Source organism: Myxococcales bacterium, from assembly GCA_016699535.1.
In the GTDB taxonomy this organism is placed as follows: domain Bacteria; phylum Myxococcota_A; class Polyangia; order Polyangiales.
On record CP064980.1, the window covers coordinates 435135 to 454740 of the forward strand.

At 48.4% G+C, this 19606-nt stretch carries 19 protein-coding genes and 1 pseudogene; 10 read left to right on the top strand and 10 right to left on the bottom strand.

Annotated features, from left to right (window positions below):
* Window positions 1-2 precede the first annotated feature (2 nt).
* The 3 genes from fbp (at window position 3) to IPJ88_02245 (ending at window position 3261) form a co-directional block, all read left to right on the top strand.
* On the top strand, window positions 3-1034 hold the full coding sequence (gene fbp / locus IPJ88_02235; GenBank protein ID QQR90583.1) for a class 1 fructose-bisphosphatase: 1032 nt from the start codon (window positions 3-5) through the stop codon (window positions 1032-1034).
* Between the two features lie 35 nt (window positions 1035-1069).
* Window positions 1070-1543, top strand: coding sequence for an EVE domain-containing protein (locus IPJ88_02240; GenBank protein ID QQR90584.1), 474 nt, complete (start codon window positions 1070-1072; stop codon window positions 1541-1543).
* Between the two features lie 416 nt (window positions 1544-1959).
* Entirely contained in the window at window positions 1960-3261 is a 1302-nt protein-coding gene (locus IPJ88_02245) for a hypothetical protein (protein ID QQR90585.1), read from the top strand.
* A gap of 283 nt (window positions 3262-3544) precedes the next feature.
* Here the strand turns inward: IPJ88_02245 and IPJ88_02250 are convergent, their stop codons facing one another.
* Window positions 3545-4120: an AgmX/PglI C-terminal domain-containing protein gene (locus IPJ88_02250; GenBank protein QQR90586.1), complete on the bottom strand. Its 576-nt coding sequence runs from the start codon at window positions 4118-4120 to the stop codon at window positions 3545-3547.
* 332 nt (window positions 4121-4452) lie between these two features.
* Between IPJ88_02250 and IPJ88_02255 the strand changes: the two genes are divergently transcribed.
* Both IPJ88_02255 and IPJ88_02260 read left to right on the top strand, forming a co-directional pair.
* A complete protein-coding gene (locus tag IPJ88_02255; protein ID QQR90587.1) occupies window positions 4453-6099 on the top strand; it encodes a peptidylprolyl isomerase in 1647 nt (548 codons plus the stop codon).
* Window positions 6062-7393, top strand: coding sequence for an insulinase family protein (locus IPJ88_02260; GenBank protein ID QQR90588.1), 1332 nt, complete (start codon window positions 6062-6064; stop codon window positions 7391-7393). Before IPJ88_02255 ends, IPJ88_02260 begins: the two co-directional genes overlap by 38 nt.
* Window positions 7394-7461: 68 nt before the next feature.
* Here IPJ88_02260 and IPJ88_02265 read toward each other — a convergent pair whose 3' ends face one another.
* Both IPJ88_02265 and IPJ88_02270 read right to left on the bottom strand, forming a co-directional pair.
* Window positions 7462-8211: a hypothetical protein gene (locus IPJ88_02265; protein QQR90589.1), complete on the bottom strand. Its 750-nt coding sequence runs from the start codon at window positions 8209-8211 to the stop codon at window positions 7462-7464.
* Between the two features lie 128 nt (window positions 8212-8339).
* Window positions 8340-8594 (bottom strand): hypothetical protein, encoded by a 255-nt coding sequence (locus tag IPJ88_02270; protein QQR90590.1) that lies wholly within the window; start codon window positions 8592-8594, stop codon window positions 8340-8342.
* A 162-nt stretch (window positions 8595-8756) separates the two neighbouring features.
* On the opposite strand from IPJ88_02270, the gene IPJ88_02275 reads away from it, so the two are divergent.
* Both IPJ88_02275 and IPJ88_02280 read left to right on the top strand, forming a co-directional pair.
* Window positions 8757-10265: an FAD-dependent oxidoreductase gene (locus IPJ88_02275; protein QQR90591.1), complete on the top strand. Its 1509-nt coding sequence runs from the start codon at window positions 8757-8759 to the stop codon at window positions 10263-10265.
* The gene (locus IPJ88_02280) at window positions 10262-10897 is read left to right on the top strand and encodes an isoprenylcysteine carboxylmethyltransferase family protein (protein ID QQR90592.1); all 636 of its coding nucleotides are present in this window, start codon (window positions 10262-10264) and stop codon (window positions 10895-10897) included. The genes IPJ88_02275 and IPJ88_02280 overlap by 4 nt, the downstream gene beginning before the upstream one ends.
* A gap of 27 nt (window positions 10898-10924) precedes the next feature.
* Here IPJ88_02280 and IPJ88_02285 read toward each other — a convergent pair whose 3' ends face one another.
* Together IPJ88_02285 and IPJ88_02290 are read right to left on the bottom strand one after the other, a co-directional pair.
* Window positions 10925-12598 carry a glycosyltransferase family 39 protein gene (locus tag IPJ88_02285; protein QQR90593.1) on the bottom strand — a complete coding sequence of 558 codons (1674 nt, stop codon included), beginning with the start codon at window positions 12596-12598 and terminating at the stop codon, window positions 10925-10927.
* Entirely contained in the window at window positions 12598-13449 is an 852-nt protein-coding gene (locus tag IPJ88_02290; protein QQR90594.1) for a hypothetical protein, read from the bottom strand. The genes IPJ88_02285 and IPJ88_02290 overlap by 1 nt, the downstream gene beginning before the upstream one ends.
* 89 nt (window positions 13450-13538) lie before the next feature.
* Here IPJ88_02290 and IPJ88_02295 point away from each other — a divergent pair, with 89 nt between their 5' ends.
* Entirely contained in the window at window positions 13539-14309 is a 771-nt protein-coding gene (locus IPJ88_02295) for a hypothetical protein (GenBank protein QQR90595.1), read from the top strand.
* On the opposite strand, the gene IPJ88_02300 is transcribed toward IPJ88_02295, so the two are convergent.
* From IPJ88_02300 to IPJ88_02310, 3 genes are read right to left on the bottom strand one after another with little or no spacing between them, the layout of a single operon-like run.
* Window positions 14282-14794 carry a hypothetical protein gene (locus IPJ88_02300; protein QQR90596.1) on the bottom strand — a complete coding sequence of 171 codons (513 nt, stop codon included), beginning with the start codon at window positions 14792-14794 and terminating at the stop codon, window positions 14282-14284. The genes IPJ88_02295 and IPJ88_02300 overlap by 28 nt on opposite strands.
* A 23-nt stretch (window positions 14795-14817) precedes the next feature.
* Window positions 14818-15855, bottom strand: coding sequence for a hypothetical protein (locus IPJ88_02305; GenBank protein QQR90597.1), 1038 nt, complete (start codon window positions 15853-15855; stop codon window positions 14818-14820).
* A gap of 25 nt (window positions 15856-15880) precedes the next feature.
* Window positions 15881-16177 (bottom strand): PilZ domain-containing protein, encoded by a 297-nt coding sequence (locus IPJ88_02310; GenBank protein QQR90598.1) that lies wholly within the window; start codon window positions 16175-16177, stop codon window positions 15881-15883.
* A gap of 78 nt (window positions 16178-16255) precedes the next feature.
* Between IPJ88_02310 and IPJ88_02315 the strand changes: the two genes are divergently transcribed.
* Together IPJ88_02315 and add are read left to right on the top strand one after the other, a co-directional pair.
* Window positions 16256-17086 (top strand): hypothetical protein, encoded by an 831-nt coding sequence (locus IPJ88_02315; GenBank protein QQR90599.1) that lies wholly within the window; start codon window positions 16256-16258, stop codon window positions 17084-17086.
* A gap of 98 nt (window positions 17087-17184) precedes the next feature.
* Entirely contained in the window at window positions 17185-18303 is a 1119-nt protein-coding gene (gene add / locus IPJ88_02320; GenBank protein ID QQR90600.1) for an adenosine deaminase, read from the top strand.
* 6 nt (window positions 18304-18309) lie between these two features.
* On the opposite strand, the pseudogene IPJ88_02325 reads toward add, so the two are convergent.
* A pseudogene (locus tag IPJ88_02325) lies at window positions 18310-19189 on the bottom strand (mechanosensitive ion channel family protein).
* Window positions 19190-19216: 27 nt separating this feature from the next.
* Window positions 19217-19591, bottom strand: a complete 375-nt coding sequence (locus IPJ88_02330; protein ID QQR90601.1) for a hypothetical protein — start codon at window positions 19589-19591, stop codon at window positions 19217-19219.
* Window positions 19592-19606: the final 15 nt, after the last annotated feature.

The window sequence follows — 19606 nt, forward strand, 5'->3', positions numbered from 1 at the left end:
TTATGAATTCCTCTGGGAAATGGCACGCGTCAGCTCAACACCATCTTGGCTGGACGCTCGAACGACACATCCTCGAGCAACAACGACGCTTTCCGTCAGCCACCGGTGATTTCACCTCACTGTTTCAGCAAATCGCCTTGGCAGGAAAAATCATTGCAAGTCGGGTCAATCAAGCAGGACTTGCCGGTATCTTAGGCCTAACAGGCTCCACCAATATCCAAGGCGAAAAAGTGCAAAAGATGGATGTCTTTGCGCATCACACGATCATTCGCAATGTCGAAGCCAGTGGACGCACTTGCGTCCTTGCCAGTGAAGAAGCCGAAGATCCGATTGCAATTCCAGATGAATACCCCACCGGAAAATACGTCCTGCTTTTTGATCCGCTGGATGGCTCCTCCAATATTGATGTCAATGTTTCAATCGGCACGATCTTCTCGATTCATAAACGAATAAGCCAAGGCAAACACGGCACGCTCGAAGACTGCCTCCAAGTCGGCAGCAAACAAGTTGCAGCGGGCTATGTGATTTATGGATCCTCGACCATGTTTGTGTACACCACCGGCGAGGGTGTTCACGGATTTACTCTTGATCCCACAGTTGGCGAATTTTTTCTTTCACACGAAAACATTCGTATCCCCAAGCGTGGACAAGTCTATTCGGTCAACGAAGGAAAAAGCGCTTTGTGGGAAGCATCGACGCAACAATGGCTCGCTTCGTTAAAACAACCTGACAAAAACAAAGGCAGGCCTTACTCTGCACGCTACATCGGAACCTTGGTATCCGACTTTCACCGCACCTTGCTACGTGGCGGCATCTTTGCTTATCCCGGCGAACTCGAGAACCCTAAAGGCAAATTGCGCTTGCTCTATGAAGCGGCGCCAATGGCCATGTTGGCTGAAGCCGCTGGCGGCGCAGCATCCACCGGAACGCAGCGCATTTTAGATGTGATGCCATCCGCGCTGCACGCCCGAGTGCCGCTTTTCATCGGTAGCAAAGACGATGTGGCCGAAGCAGAAGCCTTCTTTAAAAGCTGAGTTTTAGATAGAAAAACCCATAAAGGAAAACGAGCATGAACTATTGGCTCATGAAAAGTGAACCCGATGTCTTTTCAATCGATGACCTCAAACGGGATGGCCGGTGCGTTTGGGAAGGCGTACGAAACTACCAAGCGCGCAACTACATGCGCGATGAAATGAAAAAGGGCGACCTCGTATTGTTCTATCACTCCAATGCCAAGCCTCCTGGCATTGCAGGCCTAGCCATAGTGGACAAAGAAGCCTATCCGGATCCTTTTCAGTTTGATCCGAAGAGCAAGTATTTCGATGATAAAGCCAGCAAAGAAAACCCTCGCTGGGTGTGCGTCAACCTTCGCTTCATCGAACGCTTCGAGCAAGAGTTAGCACTTGATGCGCTCAAGGCAGATCCAAAGCTTGATGGCATGCTCGTCATAAAAAAGGGCTCACGCCTATCCGTTCAACCCGTCGAGCCCAAGCACTTCAAACATGTTCTGAAAAAAGCCGGTGCACGAAGCAAAGCAAATTAGAGTTTCTAGTTTTATTCTGTTCTAGTCTTGCTGGACCGAGGCTGCGCTTTTCGATCTTCACGAATCGTCTGAAACAAGGCGGCCGTACCTCGGGTCAACCGTGAAAGCTGTTCTCAACTGGCATACCATACCCTTTGCCGGCTGAGCGTACTTTCGCCTCAATGCACCACTGCGCGTGGCGACCATCGGCGATGGTATTTTTCTGGCTCCGTTGCGGATAAACCTGCGAAAATTAACTTCACAGGGCTTCGAACTATACCGGCGAAACGAACCAACATAGGAGCTGTCCACTTACCCTCACATGCAGCCACGTTGTATTACAAAAGCGGTGGGGTTCTGAGTCCCTATACCAACTGACAGCCCCTGATTAGTATTGAGCTTTCTTCCGGCATGACTCTTGCATGTAAGCAAAAGTCATGAAGTTCCTAAATTTAATTTTTGGCTGCTTGTTATTAGGCCTGGTTCTTTTCAACTGCACGCTAACGCCTGAAGAGAACAGCTATCAGCAGGACTCCGACGCCATCAGTTATCGCTGGAACTGGTTACGCGATTTCAAGCTACAATCCATTAAAAGTGCGGCGCAACAAGTGGAACAACTTAATGGAGGAAGCCAACAGGCTCGCGATCTTTTGGAACTCCCATACGTCGATCCCGCTCGAAAGAACCATCCGGATGAAATCCGTTTGTACGTCGCCACGCTTGCTGGAAAATGGAATCCAGAGGTCGGCAATAGTCACAAGATAAGATTATACGCATGGCAAGATGAAAATGGTGTTCCCATGGGTGTGACTATTGGTAATGGGCAACACCGAGTCTTAGCTTTGATACACCAAGCTCGGATGCTCGGAGAGCCGGAACCCACGATCGACGATATTCCTTCAGACCTTGTGGAAATCATCTACAATGATAAGCAAAACAGAAACGCCACGCGCGAGAAATTCACCGGCATTGATTTTGAAGCATTGTACCGTGATCTTTTTCTCTCCCCGGAGGAAGCGCTGGCCTTTGAGCATGGAGCCATTGATCGTCAGTTCTTTCACAACGGTGAATGGTTCATTAAAACCGGAAATGGTGTTGAGCTTGTGCTTACTAACCACGGCTGGAAGGTAAACCTTGATTCAGTCGACGGCCCTGCAACGGATGCCACTATCAACGCTGCTTTTCTTGAAAAAACAGATGCATGGTTTGCGCATGGCAACATTGAGAACGACTGGGGTTACACTAGTCCCAATGGCAATTTCAATTTTCACTACGAGTGGACCAATCAAGACCAAGTATTTACCAGAACACCTTGTCCGCTTGGCGATCATGCACGGGCTGGCAAAGAGGATGAGGAATGTTACGATCTGCAACAAATCCAAGGAAAGGTCAGTCGCTTTGAAGTCATCAATCAAGGCGGAAGACTCGTTGAGATCTATAACTTCAATTGGCAGGAAAACCCGGAAGGAAATACCCTTTACGATTGTGGTTATTCCATCTCGCGCTATACAGCCGAAGCAGGAAACAATTTCTTTGTCTCAAGGGCATTGAGTTGTGAGCCTTCTTGGTGGGCCGCTGCAAAACGCGCTGCAACCTACGTCTTTGTCATTGCAACTACTTACTTTGTGGCCAAAGCCTATTTTGCAAAAGAAAGCATCGAAGAAGTTGCACTCGCAATTGTCGAAGAAGCCTTCGAGCGTGCAGTTTCAGGAGAGGCGTTACCAGTTCTTTTTCCTTAGCAGCGCAAAAGCCAGGCGCATAAAAGTAAAGTAATTGACCGGCCCAGAAACTCGAAGCGTAGTCCGCAACCTCGCTGTCACACCACCGACCCCAGGCTTCGAAAATCCATAAGATGCCGGCTGCCCGTCCTCTCAGCAAAAGTTGCTGGCGGCTTATTACCTTGAGAAGTCATGCGCTTCGCCGAAGGAACCAGCTTCGGGAGCAGACCTTCGCTGCGCAGCAACTTTTTGGGCGTCCACCACGATCTTAGCTCTGTGTGGATTTGCTTTGCTTGGCAGCCCGTTATTGTGTCTTGGGCGTCAGATCAAAGGGCTGAGCGATGAGCGCGCAGCTGCCACCTGTGGGCGGAGGAAACTTCCAACGATCGGCAGCATTTTTAACGCATGCCCGAAATGCATTGTCCCGAAGCGTTCCACTAATCTTGGTGCCGGTAACAGCACCAGATGCATTGATACGCAAGGTAAGTTCAGCCGTTCCTTGAAGCAAACTGTCGGTGCGAAGTTGTCGTTCGTAACAAGCCCGTACGATGCGGCCGTTTTCACGCATGAGCTGAGCAGCTTTGCTTCGGTCTACCGCCCCGGTGCAATCCCAAGTCTGAGCCACCCGGCGTACGGTTTTTTTCGGCGCCTCTTCTTCCTCCTCAGGCAACTCTTCCGGGATCTCAAGTTCCTGGTCTTGAGCAAGCGCCGTTGAGCGTGCTGGCTCTTCAGCTTGTGCCTTTATCGGAGGAGCCGCCTTTTCAGTCGATGCTTTTAGAAAAAACCAAGCACCTGCAGCGCCGCCAAGCAGAATAAGAGCAGCAATGATGTATTTAGTATTGCTGCCACCGGAAGTGGGTAGCATCGAATCGGGCGCCATGCTCATTATCTCCTTAACCTAAGACACTCTCTTGGAACACACTGATATTCAATAAGAAAGTTGGTGAGAACTGTGTGTCTGTGCGGCTCTGCAATAACATCTTAAAGCATGATTGCAAGTTCCTTTGGGACCGAAGCCAGACCAATGTGAAGCGAAACAGGACGCCGGGGCTAGTCCTAATTGCCACTTTTGGCATTAAAATGGCGATAAAATAGACAGTATTGGCAACTTTAACCTATAAATAATGACAAAACTGTCAATTTTCAAAGCTTGGCGAAAAGCAACATAGCGAAGTTGCGGGTTTAGCAAGGGTTGATTACAAACTGGGCACTATGCTTCAGCGATTTGCAGAACGTTTTCAAAACTTGGTGCTTGTAGCCTTAGTGCTCCTTATCAGCGCTGTCTTTATTCTTCAGTTTGGCGGACCACAGTCTGCGGGATGCAGTACCGACTCCACGCTCTTTGCTGCGAAGGTGCATGGCACTACTATCACGCAAGGCGATTTGCGCGCGGCGTATGTGCTTGCGGCTGAAACGCGGCTTTACGGTTTCCAAGCGGTCGATCCAAAAGGACTCAAGCAGCTCGTGCTTGACGGTCTTATTGAGCGATCGCTTATGGCCGAGGAAGCTCGCGACATGGGTTTTCGAGTGGCCGAAGACGACATCATGGAAGAGGTCGCGGAGAACTGCAGCATGTTGCTCAGCACAGCGAGCAGTGCCTCTCAGGGCTTCAAACAAAATGCCCTTCCTTTTTCATGCAAAGACAAAGACGGCAACTTTAGCGTTGAGAACGTTGTTAACTTTGTTCAGTATCGACTAAGGCGAAGTCTTAAAGAGTTTAGTGAGTGGCAAATTGAAGAGAAACTTGCAAAAGAATACGCTGATACCCTCACTGCCGGGATTACCGTGGGCGAGCAAGAAGTATGGGACGCCTACGCGCGCGAAAAAGAAAAGGTCACATTAAAGTACCTCCGTTTTTCACCAACCTATTATAAGAACCAACTGAAGCCCTCCGAAAAAGAGATAACCAGCTGGCAAGCTGCAAACAAAGATAAAGTCGATAAACGCTACGAAGAGCAAAAGCAGCGGTATACTAACCTTGAGCCTCAAGTCCGTGCACGACACATTCTTATCAAGGTTGCAGAAGATGCTGACCAAGCAAGCAAAGAAGCCGCTTTTGCCAAAGCTGAAGACTTAGCCAAAAAAGCAAAAACGGGGGCAGACTTTGCAAAGCTTGCTGAAGAGTTCAGCGATGATAAAGGCAGCGCAGTCAAAGGCGGCGATTTGGGCTATAACCCCAAGGGCCGCATGGTGCAAGAGTTTGATAAAGCACAGTTTGCCATGGAGCCCGGTCAAATTTCGGAAGTTGTTGAAAGCAAGTTTGGTTTTCATATCATCAAGGTCGAAGCCAAACGCCAAGGCGACGTTCCAATCGCTGAAGCCAAAGCCGAGATTGCTCACGAGCTTTACCTTGAAACAGAGAGTACAAAGCTCGCTCAAACGCAAGCCCAGGCCATATTGGATCGGCTAAAAAATGGTGAAAACATCGATGTTCTGGAAAAAGAGCTAAAAGAAAAAGCCGAAGCAAGCAAAACGCTCGATCCACTTGCGCCACAAGTGCGCGAAACACGAGCTTTTGACCGCAGCGATACACCCATCCCAGGACCGTTCAACAACCAGCCTCTAGTGGATAAAGCCTTTTCGATGGATACAAATCAGCCCCTACCCGATAAGCCGATGAAGCTTGGAAATGAGTGGCTCGTTTTCAGGGTGCAGGCTCACGATCATGCAGACGTTGCGGCATTCGATGATTCGGAAAAAGAGCGCCTTCGCTCGGCTCTTCTGCGCAATAAACAAAAAGATCTTTTAGCCACACACATCAAACACCTGCGCAAACAAGCAGAAGACAGCAAAGACGTACATATCAACCCGAAAGTACTCAGTGACGGAAGCGACGAGCAAAGCGAAGACGAAGGCTGATAAAAGTTTCTCTCTTTACGACGGGGTCAACCGCAAAACGCTTAAAAATGGTTTGCGTGTGATCACCGTTCCACTGGCTCATCTGCACACAAGCACTGTGTCTGCTTTTGTCCGGGTGGGATCCCGTGATGAAACGCATGAGAACAACGGAATCAGTCACTTTTTGGAGCACATGCTTTTTCGCGGCAATGATGTTTATGAATCAAGCTACGATCTAAACCTTGCCGTTGAAAGCATCGGTGGAGAGCTCTATGCTGCAACCCATGCTGACTTTACCCTCTACCAAATCAGCTTACCTCCAGAGAACATTGTGGAAGGAATACGCATTTTAGCGGAAACCTTACGCACACCCGCTCTGAGCGATACCGAGGCGGAACGCAAAATCATTCGTGAAGAGGTGCTTGAATCCCTCGATGAAAACTATGATTGCATCGATATCGATGATGTATCGCATGCTCACCTCTTTGAAGGTCACCCTCTTGGTTTTCCAATCATTGGCCGTCTGGAAAACATTGAGCGCTTTAGCGCAGCTGAGTTAAAACAGTATCACGCTACCTTCTATCAAGCCGCTAATATTGTGCTCTGTCTTACTGGAAAGCTCGATATGCCCGCGGTCATGAGCGCGGCGGAGCAGCATTTCGGAATCTTGCCGGCAGGCAGTTTACCTAAGCGGCAAGCTTTTATTGAAAAGCCGTCCAAGGCTCAACTTCATTACGTGCACCATGACGACAGTCAATCGGAGCTACGTTTGTCTTTTCGTTGTCCGGGCGAGAATGACGAGAACTTAATTGCCTTACAACTTTTGTGTCGAGTGCTTGACGATGGAATGAGCACGCGCTTGCATCGTCGTATTTGCGAAGAACAAGCGCTGGCTTACGATGTGTTTGCAAGCCTTGAGCTTTATGAAGAGTGTGGTGTCTTCGACGTCGGAATCTCCGTTGAACATCAAAAGATCCCACTTGCATTGCAGGCACTTTTCGATCTTATCCGTGACTTGCGTGACAATGGCGTGTTATCAGCCGAACTTGAAAAAGCACAGAAACGCTTTGTCTGGGATTTGCAAGCTAGCGTCGATGATGCCGAAGATACAGCCTACGTTTGGGGCATGCGTACGTTGCTGGGATGCGACCAAACATCCTTTGATTTTTTGGATCGCGTCAAAGCTGCTAGCATTGAGCAACTGGCAAAACTCTCAGAGAAAATATTTCGACCCGAACATCTGCACGTCACCTGTGTGGGATCCCTTAGCCCTGAGCTTGTCAGTCAAACAGAACAGCTTCTTGCTCAGTTTTAAAGGGCACTTCAAAAAAGGACTTGATGCGTGCCTTGCCTGTGGGTCAGTGTATAATAATCCTACTACAGCTACGGCTCTGATGTTGAGTAGTAACTTTGGCAAAGCTCATCAATTTTTGTTTTATTTGGGACGATTCCAAAATCGGCTAAAGGTGCCAGCACGTCTTCTTTTATGGCATTGATGGCCGTGCGGGCGTAGTTGCTGGATTCCATCCAACCAAGTTCGTGCACATCGTGAAGAAAAAATCCTTCGCTTGTTCTTCCGTCTTTGACCTTGCTTCGCAGGCGACGCCACAAATGACTCATGTTTTTGAGTGTATCTTCAACAACCCTTGCAAGACGTTCTCGCTCTTTGCCGTCGAGTTGCTCGCTTGCCCATTCTAAATAGTGCCAGCCAATCACACCGTGCGGAGCTTCATCGCTCACAATTTGCTTTAGCACAGCGCGAGTGAGCGGATGCTCTGAGCTTTTCATCGATCCGGCCAACATCGGGACGCTAAAAGTTTCGCCGACACAACAAATCCGAACGATAAGTTCGTTCGCGCGCATAAGGGGACTGGATTCACTATTTCGAGCCGGCGGGCTAAGTGCATCGAGATCCAAAACGTACGGAACGCCCCCTCCAAGCTCCATCGCGATGCGACTGGTCAGTTCAACGTGCAAACTCTCATCCACCACAAAATCGCTTGCCATGCCAATAAGATCAATCGGTGCACGCACTTCAAGCAGCGCGCGCTGTAAATCGGCAAAGGCTATCGCTGTACAGTATTCGTTGTGTGCGGCCTCCGTCCAAGCCAAACGCGCACGCTCCACCAACAAGGGTGGATAGTTGCTCGGCTTGAGCGTTCCCCAGGAAAATCGTCAATGCCGGGTCGAATCTTTCGAAAATGCCGCTCGGTTGCGCCACCCAGCCACGAGAGTTCAAAAGGAACTTTCATTGAGAACTCTTACTGCGTTCCGGCATCGTTATAGGTAGCAGCATCGTCGACTTGTGCGTCCTGATCTACTGATGCGTCATCGATGCTCGAATCAAGACCGGAATCATACAAAGGTACATTAGGATTGGACACTTGGTTGCAACCGTAACTCATCCCGCTCAAACTCATGGCCGTAATCACCAAAAGAGGCTTTGCTTTTCTATTTCTCTTTTTTTGATTTGAGCTGCGTTCTCTATTGTGATTTTTGTTTTTGCGATTAGTCATGTAGTCCTTTTAGTAGTGGGTCTACCAAAGCAAAGCAAATTTTATACCAAGACAAAAAGCTCAAGAGAATCACGACCGCTCATTCCCAAAGTATGACAACGGTGTCGGAGTTTCTATAAAAAATTAGTAGGTGCCACAGAAATCATATTAATATCCTAGCCTATGCGCATCCTCAGCAAGTTCACCACCCGATTAAGGAACCCTGCAATTGTTCTACTGCTTGTGTCATGTGCTTCGCAAAAGCCTCAAACATCAAAGTATGTTCTAAATGACATCCACTCCAAACTAAATCCCACGGCACATCGACACATTTACTACCCGGCTACCGTAGAGCAGGTCCAAAAAATCGTCCGTCGTGCCAAACGAATGCGACAAGCCATCAGTATCAGTGGTGGACAACACTCCATGGGTGGACAGCAGTTTGGCACAAACACGCTTCATCTAAGCACAACTCACTTCAATGATGTTTTGCAATTGAATAGCGACGAGGGTTGGGTGGAGGTCGAGTCGGGGATCCAGTGGCCGAAGCTTATTGACTGGCTAGTACAAAATCAGCGCGGCCAAGCCCACACATGGGGAATCCGACAGAAGCAGACCGGGGCCGATCGACTTAGCATCGGAGGGGCACTTTCTTCCAATATTCACGGTCGCGGCTTGCTCATGAAGCCCATCGTCGATGATGTTGAGTCTTTCACTTTAGTCGATGCCGAAGGGCGGATTCTCAATTGCAGCCGAAAAGAAAATACTGAACTGTTTAGGCTGGCAATTGGCGGTTATGGACTCTTTGGATTCATTGCAACAGTCAAACTGCGCCTCGCCCCTCGACAAAGGCTAGAGCGTAGGGTGGAGCTTGTTCAATTGAACGATTTTTATGCCAAGGTAAATCAAGCCCTTCAAGATGGATCAAGCTTTGGGGATCTGCAGTTTTCAATTGATCCGGAAGATCCGGATTTCTTGCAACGAGGGGTGTTCTCGACCTATCGACCACTGCTATCGGACGAGAAAGCCGATGACGAGCACCGCGAGCTCGAAGCGAAACATTGGAGGCAGCTTTACTACTGGGCACATACCAACAAAGCAAAGGCCTATGCCTATTACACCCAGTTCTACCTGCAAAGCACGGGTCAACGGTATTGGTCGGATCGGCATCAGTTAGGCATCTATTTGGATGACTATCACCAGGACCTTGATCGTAAACTTGGATCAAAGGTTTCTGGTAGCGAGATGATTTCTGAAGTGTATGTGCAAAGAGAAAAGCTTGCCAACTTCATGAAAACATTGGCAAATGATTTTCGCCGTATGCATACAAACGTTATCTATGGAACAATTCGCCTCATCAAAGCGGATGATGAGAGTTTTTTGGCATGGGCGAAGAAAGACTATGCCTGCATCGTCATCAATTTGCATGTGGACCATGATGCAAAGGGCATTGAAAAAGCCAAGAAAGAATTTCGCACACTAATTGAAAGAGCGCTGGAAGGTGGCGGCAGCTTTTTTCTGACCTACCACCGCTGGGCAAGTAAAAGCCAAATCTTGCGCGCATATCCGCAGTTTGTAGAGTTTCTTCGTCTCAAGCAAAAATACGATCCGGAGGAGCGTTTTCAAAGCGATTGGTATCGGCACTATAAGCACATGTTCTTAGATGAACTGAAGGAAGCTGCTTCCTTGTGACTCGAAAGCTGATCTACGCAATCTTGGTTGTCGTTTTTATATTGGGCATACCTAGTTGGATTCAGCCGAAGATTATTCTATCCGCAAAACTTTGGATCTTAATAGGCATCGCTATCGTTGGATCCCTTTTCCAACCTCGTTATGATGCCTTTGAACCCTCAAGAACCATTCATGACAGAGGGACAGCGCTTCAAATCATTTGGAGTATCTATGCAGTTCAGTTCCTAACCCTGCTTGAAGCAGCGCTTCGCTATCCAACAAGCATGAAATGGGGCGTCGTTTCGTGGATCTCGTTAGCCTTAATGCTCCTGGGTCTTTGCTTACGCAGCTGGTCATTCATCGTCTTGGGTAAGTACTTCACCTGGCATATTGATATTCAAACGGAGCAAACCATCGTCAACCAAGGCCCCTACCGCCTAATTCGACATCCCAGCTACACAGGGGCTTTTTTAACCTACTTTTTTAGCACAACATTTTTTCACTGTTGGTTTACGGCAATTGGGGCATTAGCTGTTCTAGGACTCGCGTTCACTCGGCGCATTATCCATGAAGAGAAGATATTGCGAATCTCTATATCCGGTTATTCGGAATACGCAAAAATCACCAAAGCGGTAATCCCGTTTTTGTTGTGAAACAAAATCAGCCAGGGCTAAAATAGTTCAAGGTTGTTTGTTTTTTTGAGACAATCGCTTTTGGTTTTTGTAGATGCTTATGATGGGGACGCCGTCGTATAGGAGCAGGTGATCGGGCTTGACGCTTTGGTTTAGGACCCAAGCTTGATACTCGACTTCGGCAAAATGTTGTTCATGGTGAATCAATAGGTAATCAGCACGGGTAAAATCCTGAGTCGCTCGGATGTTGGCAGGGACTTTTCCATCGCGGATGAGCATCTCCCATGCCCCGAAGGTTGTATCGCCTATCCAAACCGTGCCGCCATTTGGAAGTTTTTCTTTAAGATAACTAACAACACTACCGGTAGTAAATCCCCAGAACTGACGGTTCATGCCTTTGCTTGCTGCGCCCTGCACACCGCCAGCCAAGACTCCGTAATGCGAAAGAGCAAAGGGATGTGCATGTTTGGTTTCATAGGCACTTGGCGTAAGAAACAAACACAGCGCTAGTGCAGTCATGACACGCTGCATTAAGGCATTGCCCTTCAGATATGGCGCTAGAAGTTCCTTGCCCACGCCTAAGCAATGACTCAACGTTTTGGCGAAAAACATTGCAAAGAAAGGATAGGCTGTGAGCCAATGCTTTGTTCCACCGAAGACAGGAGAGGAAGGCAAGGCGATGACGATAAGCGGCGCCCATTGCATACCCAACATGAGAAGCTCCGAGCGACAAAGCTCGCATTTATCAGCATCAGGCTTAAACCATGCGAATGCGGCTTTCAGGCTACCTAAAACAGACGGGACCAGAAAAGTAAGCGGCAAGGTGTACGCGGTTAATATGAATGGCAAGGCAATCGGAAAGGGTGGAGAGAAAAGTGTTTTTCCAAAATAGGCGATATTGATGACGCCATGACTCTCGGCATGATGCGTATGAAAAAAGATGTATGAGCCAATACGATGCCAGGTATCGTGCCAAAGCCAAGGCCACAGTGCGATGGCAATCCACGGGGAAAGTAGCAACATCCCGCCGAGTGCCCACGGCAGACTGCTTTGATTGTCAAACTTGAACAGGCGCTCTTTGCCTCGTTGAGCGAGCCAATGGATTAAAAAGATGCCTGGTAAAACCCAACTATTGTGTTTGGTATCAAGACATAGACCAAAACTTAGGACCGTTAGCCAAATCCATTTTCTGTCGCTTAGCGAGCGCCAATAACAATAGGCCACCCAGGTCACCAAAAAGACAATGGGTGCATCAAAGGCATGCAAATGCGCATGGTAGAAAAACCGCGGAATAAGTGCCATACCGAGTGCAGAAAAAAGTCCCGCAGCCCGTCCATACAGAGAGGTGCTCCAAATAAACACCAACCACAATAGTAGACTTGAAAGAAGCATGGTGGGGAAACGAAACGCAAGCGAGTCCGAAGGAAACAGGTGAAAATGCTTTTGAGTTAGCCAAGTTAGCGCTGCTAGGCTTTTCATAAGCGAGGGGTGTTCATGATTGTACGCCCAGTGATGATCGATAGTGCTTTGCTCGAAGGCTTGGTGTGGATTGGTCGCTAGTAATTCAAACCAGTTTCCGTAGCTTTCGGATGCAAAAACATAAAAACTCTCGTCACGACACATAGCGAGATCGTCGGCAGTGTTCCACAGCAAACAGAGATAGAGGCTTGCTAACAATGCAGCCACTGCGTGATTCGTTTTCGAAGAAGACAGTTGAAGCACTACTTTTCCTCCGAAAATCCGGTCCAACAAAAGGTTCTGAGATGTGGCTCTTTGGCCGATACCGAAACCGTGACATCGGCAACGTTGCCTTTGAGGCGATGGGTATCGAGTAGGTAGCGTTTCCAACCCTCACCGTCGCGGTGAACAAAATCCGCCACCTTAACGCCAGCGATTTCGATGCTAAAGTCTAGCGGTGGTCCTGCATGGTCACGTTCATGCATGTAATAAAGTCCACCGTAAAAAACGAGTCTGTCGCTTAGCAGTACACTTGGGAAGGTGCTACGTATCGGTGTCGGACCGTCGGGGTGCTGCCAGATGCAGGCTCGCGCTTTTAGTTCAAGGTCTTCTATAACCGTTTGTCCAACCCAAAGCCAATGCTTCGCTCGACTGCACTGAAAACGCCTTTCAGGTCGCAGGGGCCCCGTATTCAAACCACCACCCAGACTGCCACCTCGCTCATTCCATCGGCAAGGACGAGTCCCTAAACTGACTTCGGCTTCGGAGATATGGCTAAAAAAATCATAGCGTGGCGCGATTGAGCGAAGAGGCCATTTTTTTAACGTTAACGAAGCAAAGTGTTTTTCGTAGCTGGGTGAATGCTTTGGTTCTAACTCATGATGACTTCCCGCAACACTAAGCACCCAAAGATTATTGTAAGCTTTGAGCTCACTGTAACCCGCATCGCTTAGGCTAAGAAGGTCTCCCAGTTTCCATCGCATCAACGGATCCGTCCACAAAGGAGTTGATACGATGAGGTCTCCGCGTCGAAATTGTTGATGCGCTACCGCAGCGGCTTTATCCCATTGCTCTTCGTTCACCTCACCACGGCCAAGCAAAAAAATCCTTGTCATCTCAAGGAAGGGAAGCAACGCAATTGCAATACATGTAAAAATATTAAAATAGCGTCGCAAGATTTTTATTATTCGTTTACTCTGCACGGGTGCCTGCTCAACAACAATCCCTGCCTTTTTACACGAAAACAGCGGAAACAGAGAAACTAATTTCCTATCCGAGCGTCATGGAGCAGGTGATCGAAAAAAACCTCAACAAACTCTTCGATCAGCCCGTATTTGTACACATTACAGACAACCGAAGATTGATGATTTCCTCGCAGCACCGCGGGGGGCATTTGCACGTGCGTCTGCACCATATGTTTCTTAATGCGGATGCAATCGTACTGCGGGCGCTTGGTACTTATCTTAGACGACGTACCCGAAAATCAGCCAGTATCATCGATGATTTTATTGCGTCTCATCGTCACCTCATTCGACAAAATGAACGCAATTGCGAGCTCCGTAGTACTGGTGCTGTTTATGATCTTAGCGCGATTTTTGATGAGCTAAACAGCGAGTGTTTCGAGAAAAAAGCATGTGCAGGTATTACTTGGGGGCAGTTTGCTCGCAGCAAGCCACGGTTGTGGCGCCAAGGTAGCATTCATTTGGGAAGCTATTGCGCAGAAGATAAGCTCATTCGCATTCATCCAGTACTCGATCAAAACTGGGTGCCTCGCTTTTACCTTCGCTACGTGGTCTTTCACGAAATGCTGCACCACATGATGCCCGCCAAGCATATAAATGGCAGGGCCATGCATCATTCACGTGATTTTCGCGAACGAGAGCGTGCCTTTACGGACTATAGCAAGGCACTGGCGTGGGAAGAGCGTCACATCTCAGCGCTGTTGGCTCACAGTGTCCGGCGCCGAAGAGCATAGAATCTGCGAAGAAAAATCAGGAACAACACAAAAAATAAAACAGCTTGTTCTGTCATGGCCATACTGCCTGCCTTAGTCCCTAAACTACATCCGCCTCCGCCAAACGTGTGCTCTGGAAAAGACTCATAGCTCAAACGAAACCATGCATTGCCATCAAGGCTATCTCTGTTCTCAACCGCTAGAAAAAGGGTTGTCCCATCGTGTAGTGCTGAGATTGCTTTTGAAGTCAACGTGACTTGCGTTTCAGCGATCGCGATGTCCCATGACGATACGACGGTGTTTTCAGAAGCATCGACTTGCACTGCTTGTCCATCTCGAAGATGCAAGACAAAACGTCCAGAACCTTCAAGGACAGAAAATTGAAAAGTAATGGCCGATGTGTAGGCCGGAACCTCGATTTTGTAGTGGATAGGAGCTAAACCCGCATTGAGGGTTGTCGGTATAATCTCGCCGCTAAACGCGACGGCCGATTGACCTGGTTGCAATACCTTAATTCGCTCACAATTGACTAAGCCACGTTCGGCAAATAACGATTCGGCGCTTGCACGCGCTTCGATGCCAAGGGTTGTTGTTTTTGTGGATCTTCAAGACCATCAAACATCGTCGCAACAAACGATGAAAAACTCGGCGTCGCTGAAAGATTAATAGCGCTCTCAAAAACCCATTGGTCCATCGCAGCAACATCTGCTGATTCTGACCTCAAAGACCAAAGCGCAGAAGCAAGGATTCGTCCATCGCGATGCCTTTGTCCGCTCAAGTCCTCGGGACAGCTAAGTCTTTGTGATATGTCGCGCAACGCGCCTTTTTCCGGCACACTTCCGATTCCTGCGAAGTGCTCACCAATCTGTGGATCATTACTGATCACCGCGGCAAAATAATCAGCAATCGCTTCACTCACCGCGCCAGCCTCATAGCTTGCACCCAACTCATCTTCACTATAACCAGGATTTTGATTGCGTTCGTCGACAATCGCATGCACGTATTCATGATATAGCAAATCACCATCGTAAGCAGTGCTACGAACCAGACCTTGCTGATCAACCGTTTTCGAAAGCACCACGTAGCCACAGCTAAATGAGCTGCAATCGTTGTATTGATAAAAGGCTAAAGAAGACACCGCTTTTTCTTCGACATCTGGATTGATAAAAGCGTTCAGCACTGGCGAGCCGCAATTGCAGCTCCATCGGCTTTGGTGTTGGTCATTAAAGTAATCAGCTGCACGTTGCAGATGAAAAAAAGCATTAACTTCGGCGAAAGCATCGCTTTCACTGGCTTCATCGGGTTCATAAAAAAAATCACCTTGGGCATCAGCAATGGCGTAGTGCACTGCGGTGCAGCTATCATTGGCCAGCACACAAGTACTGACTTCAATGCTGTTGCCACTAAGAATGAGCGCGTTTGTATCTAAACCATCGAGGGTAACTTCTGAAATCGCTGAGAATGCCTTGTCTGGATTTGGATCGTAAACCCAACCCTTGTTGTCTTGGCCTTGGGCTACCTGCAGAAAAGACAACAGGCTACACACGATAAAAGCAAAGCGAATCATACTGTTTGTGGCAGCGAGCTTTCGCCTAATCCATAAGTTGGTTGATTGCCCAAACATCAATCGCACGCAAACTCCCAAACTGCATGCCAGCCCCGCCATCACCATGCCAGCGTACCACCGCTTCAAGAAGCGACTCGTTTTCCAGCGCCGGAAATTTTACGCGAATTTTTACTAATTGACCAATTGCCGGGACAGGTTCCATCAACACAAACAAGCCACCAAGGCTCAAATTTAACGTTCTAGCGCCATATTCGTCACCGTCCACAAGCACCATGAGCGTGAGCTCTTTTTCGTATCTCTTATGTAGACGGCTGTTCTTCACGGCGACTCTTAGTGTACCATGGCCGAAATGCAAAAATCCACCAAGCTAGCATGTTTCGGATAGACTAAAGCTGCCTTGATGCCCGGACCGTCAAAAATAGGTGAAACACCACTTACCATCGCTTTTGTCGTCGTGGCCATTGCTTCGGCGATTAGCCTTATCGCGCTGCCACGTGAGACGGAGCCAAGTTACACCCCACTGCTTCGCCTGAAACAAAGCGACATCGACAAGACCCTTTCAGCCAGCGCAGAGCTTGCTCGCAAGACTCCCACGAGCAGCGAGAGCAAAGCATTGCAATCACTTTTCAAAGAACAAGGTCTCTCAGAGTCAGGACGTTTAACTCATCAAAATCTACGAGCGGTCGCTTCAAAGCGACGCAAGGTTTTTCGAAAGACCGTTGAAGCACTTATTGCAAAATCAGGAAACGACGCCTTAGCGGCGCTAAGAGCAAAGGCCTTGCAGCCTTTGGAACAGCTCATGGCAACAACTGAAAACTCCAAGCAACGTGATGCTTTGCTTGGATCTTTTCCCCTCATGTTGGAGCGCTATGGCCTGGTGCGCAACGCTAAAGTGATCGCTCCGTTTTTTGTCATCCGAACTTTGTACAAAGCACGCTGGAACTTTATTCACAGCTTGAAAGCCACAGACGGTTTCAACCGTGTTGAATCGCAAGCGTATCAAGGGTGGTTGGCCCTCCAAGCTCGGGATGCTCCGTTGGAATTGCGGCTTGGAGCAGCCGAAGCCTTCGATGCTTTGCATGGCCTCGATCGCGAAGAGGCACTAGGAGCGCTGCTTTTCAAGGCTGGACACTACGAGCGTGCAGCGCAACAATTCGAGCGAAGTTGGCAAGCGTCCCAGAGCATCCGCCTCCGAAATCACATGCTAGCAGCACGAGCGAAGAGCAATTAAGCGAAGCCTTTCTGGCCGTAGACTGCTTGAATCATTGAACAAATTTTCTTTTTGCCCTCAGAATTGCCAGGAGCAGTTCCTATGGTTAAAATACATAGATGTCACTACCTCTTTCCGTTTTCGAGCACTTACCCAAAACAGATTTACACGTTCATCTGGACGGTTCGTTAAGACTTTCCACCATTTTAGAACTCGCTGAGCAATACGGCATCAAACTGCCTTCCGATACGCCCGAAGGACTTGCCCTGGCCTTGCATTGCGGCGAGAACACCGGCTCTCTTGAGGAGTACCTCAAAGCTTTTGGAATCACTTTAAAAGTGATGCAAACGGAAGAGTCTCTTGCTCGGATTGCCTACGAGCTCGCTGAAGATGCTGCCAAAGAAAACGTGCGTTATATGGAAGTCCGTTACTCGCCCATGTTGCATACGCGCGAAGGTCTTCGCCTCACCGCAGTCGTTGAAGCCGTCATTGCGGGTCTTCAAGAAGCGTACCATGACCATGGCATCGAATCGAACGTGATTATTTGCGGCATTCGTAACATCTCACCGGAGTCTTCCCTTGAAATGGCGGAGCTCGCCGTGTCTTACAAAAACCGAGGCGTGGTTGCCTTTGATCTTGCGGGCGCCGAATACGATCACCCCGCCAAGCATCACAAAGACGCTTTTCAACTCATTCGCAACAACAACATTAACTGCACGATCCATGCTGGCGAGGCCTTTGGTCCTGAATCAATTTCGCAAGCGATTCATGTTTGTGGAGCTCACCGCATCGGTCATGGCTGTCGCCTACGTGAAGATGGTGATTTACTTCATTACGTCAACGATCACCGCGTCGCACTTGAATGCTGTCCTTCATCAAACGTGCAAACGGGAGCGGTCCGTGATTTAGCAACCCACCCATTGCGCCTGTATTACGACCTTGGCCTTCGCGTCACGATCAATACCGACAATCGCTTAATTACTGACACGACCGTCTCTAAAGAACTGTGGCTCTGTCATACGAAGATGGGTTTCAGCGTCGAAGAAATCAAGCATCTCGTGCTCAACGGCTTCAAAGCCGCATTTCTGCCATTTCACATCAAGCAACGCTATGTGCGAAAAATTAGCAGAGAGCTTGAGTTTTTCGACTCGGTCACAGGCGAATCAAAAATGCCGCCTGCTCAAGAGCTTGAAGAGCCCCGCATGACGCATAGCTCATCGGCGCCGGCAGAAAACTAAACACGCTCAAGGCAAGACCTCGTCGAGTCGCCTTCCGCCCTTGATGCCAAAATCCAAGGTGCGAATGGGAAAAGGAATCGTAATATCATGCGCATCAAAAGCTTTTTTAATAGCCATCACAGCTAACGAACGAGCTTCAAGAAAATTAGCTTGGCTAGAATGAAGATCAAGCCAAAAACGTAAGTCAAAATTAATTGAGCTTGAACCAAACTCTTTAAAATAGAACTCAACCTCTCGAGAACTATCGCGGTAAGCAATATCTTCGATAGCCTCAGTTGCAACTTGTTTTACTTTCTCAAGATCATCTCCGTAGGAAACGCCAACTTCAATATCCACACGGCGCTCGCCTGTTTGACTGTAATTTACAATCGCAGATTGAAGCACATCTTTGTTCGGCAAAATGACAAATTGACCCGTAAACAAACGAATGACCGTGGCCCTCAAAGTAACGCGCTGAACGATGCCATAATGCCCTTTGATATCAACCAGCGCACCCACAGCAAAAGGTTGACGCCACGCCATGATAAGTCCTGACATGAAATTCGCTGCGATATCCTGAAACGCAAAACCAAGTGCTAATCCAAGCACACCAACACCAGCCAACAAGGAGGTTACTGCTCGTTCCAAGCCCAAGATACTAAGAGCAACAAACAGGCCGGTAAGAATAACCGTAAGTCGAATAGTCGAACTTAATAAGGATATGAGTTGTTTGTTATCGGTAAACCTAAACACACCCCTGCAGAAAAACTTAGAGACCCACTTGGCGCTCAACACAAAAAGAAAAAACAACCAGCGCCAATGCTAAGTCAGGCAGCGTGGAAACACTGTACTCGAGCCATCCATGCACCTTGTTGAACACAAGCTCGGAGATTTTTTTAATTTCCAAAACTACCTCTCAAACCTTCGCTCGTCTCTAGGGCCGAATCTGCTCCGATCCTTGCTCAGCTGGATAGGCCCAGTGTTCTGGAGGTTGGTTTACGACAGAAGATTCGGGACTGGAGGGCTCTGCCCGTTCATCGTCCGGGATATCAATCGATTGACTTTCTACAACAGTAGCATCACTTTTCGGAGCAAACTCGCCGTGACCTTTATAGGACTGCTTTTTTGCTTCGGCTTCTAGAGGCATGCCAAACATTGTTTCGCTTTCTGCTCGCTCTATCTGGCGAGGGGTCGTAGGATCCGTCGCTTTTGAAGCTCCACAACCCACAAGCGTCAGACCAAAGAGTATGGCACCGCTACAGCCAGCATTCATTGAACTTTTTGCTTGCACGATGACTAAGTGCAACATGAAAGCGCCTAAGGT

Excerpts from the sequence above, each read along its gene's own strand:
- IPJ88_02270 (QQR90590.1), bottom strand. The coding sequence starts at position 8,594 with ATGACTAATCGCAAAAACAAAAATCACAATAGAGAACGCAGCTCAAAT.
- add (QQR90600.1), top strand. The coding sequence starts at position 17,185 with ATGTCACTACCTCTTTCCGTTTTCGAGCACTTACCCAAAACAGATTTA.
- IPJ88_02240 (QQR90584.1), top strand. The coding sequence starts at position 1,070 with ATGAACTATTGGCTCATGAAAAGTGAACCCGATGTCTTTTCAATCGAT.
- fbp (QQR90583.1), top strand. The coding sequence starts at position 3 with ATGAATTCCTCTGGGAAATGGCACGCGTCAGCTCAACACCATCTTGGC.
- IPJ88_02315 (QQR90599.1), top strand. The coding sequence starts at position 16,256 with ATGCCCGGACCGTCAAAAATAGGTGAAACACCACTTACCATCGCTTTT.
- IPJ88_02330 (QQR90601.1), bottom strand. The coding sequence starts at position 19,591 with ATGTTGCACTTAGTCATCGTGCAAGCAAAAAGTTCAATGAATGCTGGC.
- IPJ88_02250 (QQR90586.1), bottom strand. The coding sequence starts at position 4,120 with ATGGCGCCCGATTCGATGCTACCCACTTCCGGTGGCAGCAATACTAAA.
- IPJ88_02275 (QQR90591.1), top strand. The coding sequence starts at position 8,757 with ATGCGCATCCTCAGCAAGTTCACCACCCGATTAAGGAACCCTGCAATT.
- IPJ88_02255 (QQR90587.1), top strand. The coding sequence starts at position 4,453 with ATGCTTCAGCGATTTGCAGAACGTTTTCAAAACTTGGTGCTTGTAGCC.
- IPJ88_02290 (QQR90594.1), bottom strand. The coding sequence starts at position 13,449 with ATGACAAGGATTTTTTTGCTTGGCCGTGGTGAGGTGAACGAAGAGCAA.
- IPJ88_02245 (QQR90585.1), top strand. The coding sequence starts at position 1,960 with ATGAAGTTCCTAAATTTAATTTTTGGCTGCTTGTTATTAGGCCTGGTT.
- IPJ88_02305 (QQR90597.1), bottom strand. The coding sequence starts at position 15,855 with ATGATTCGCTTTGCTTTTATCGTGTGTAGCCTGTTGTCTTTTCTGCAG.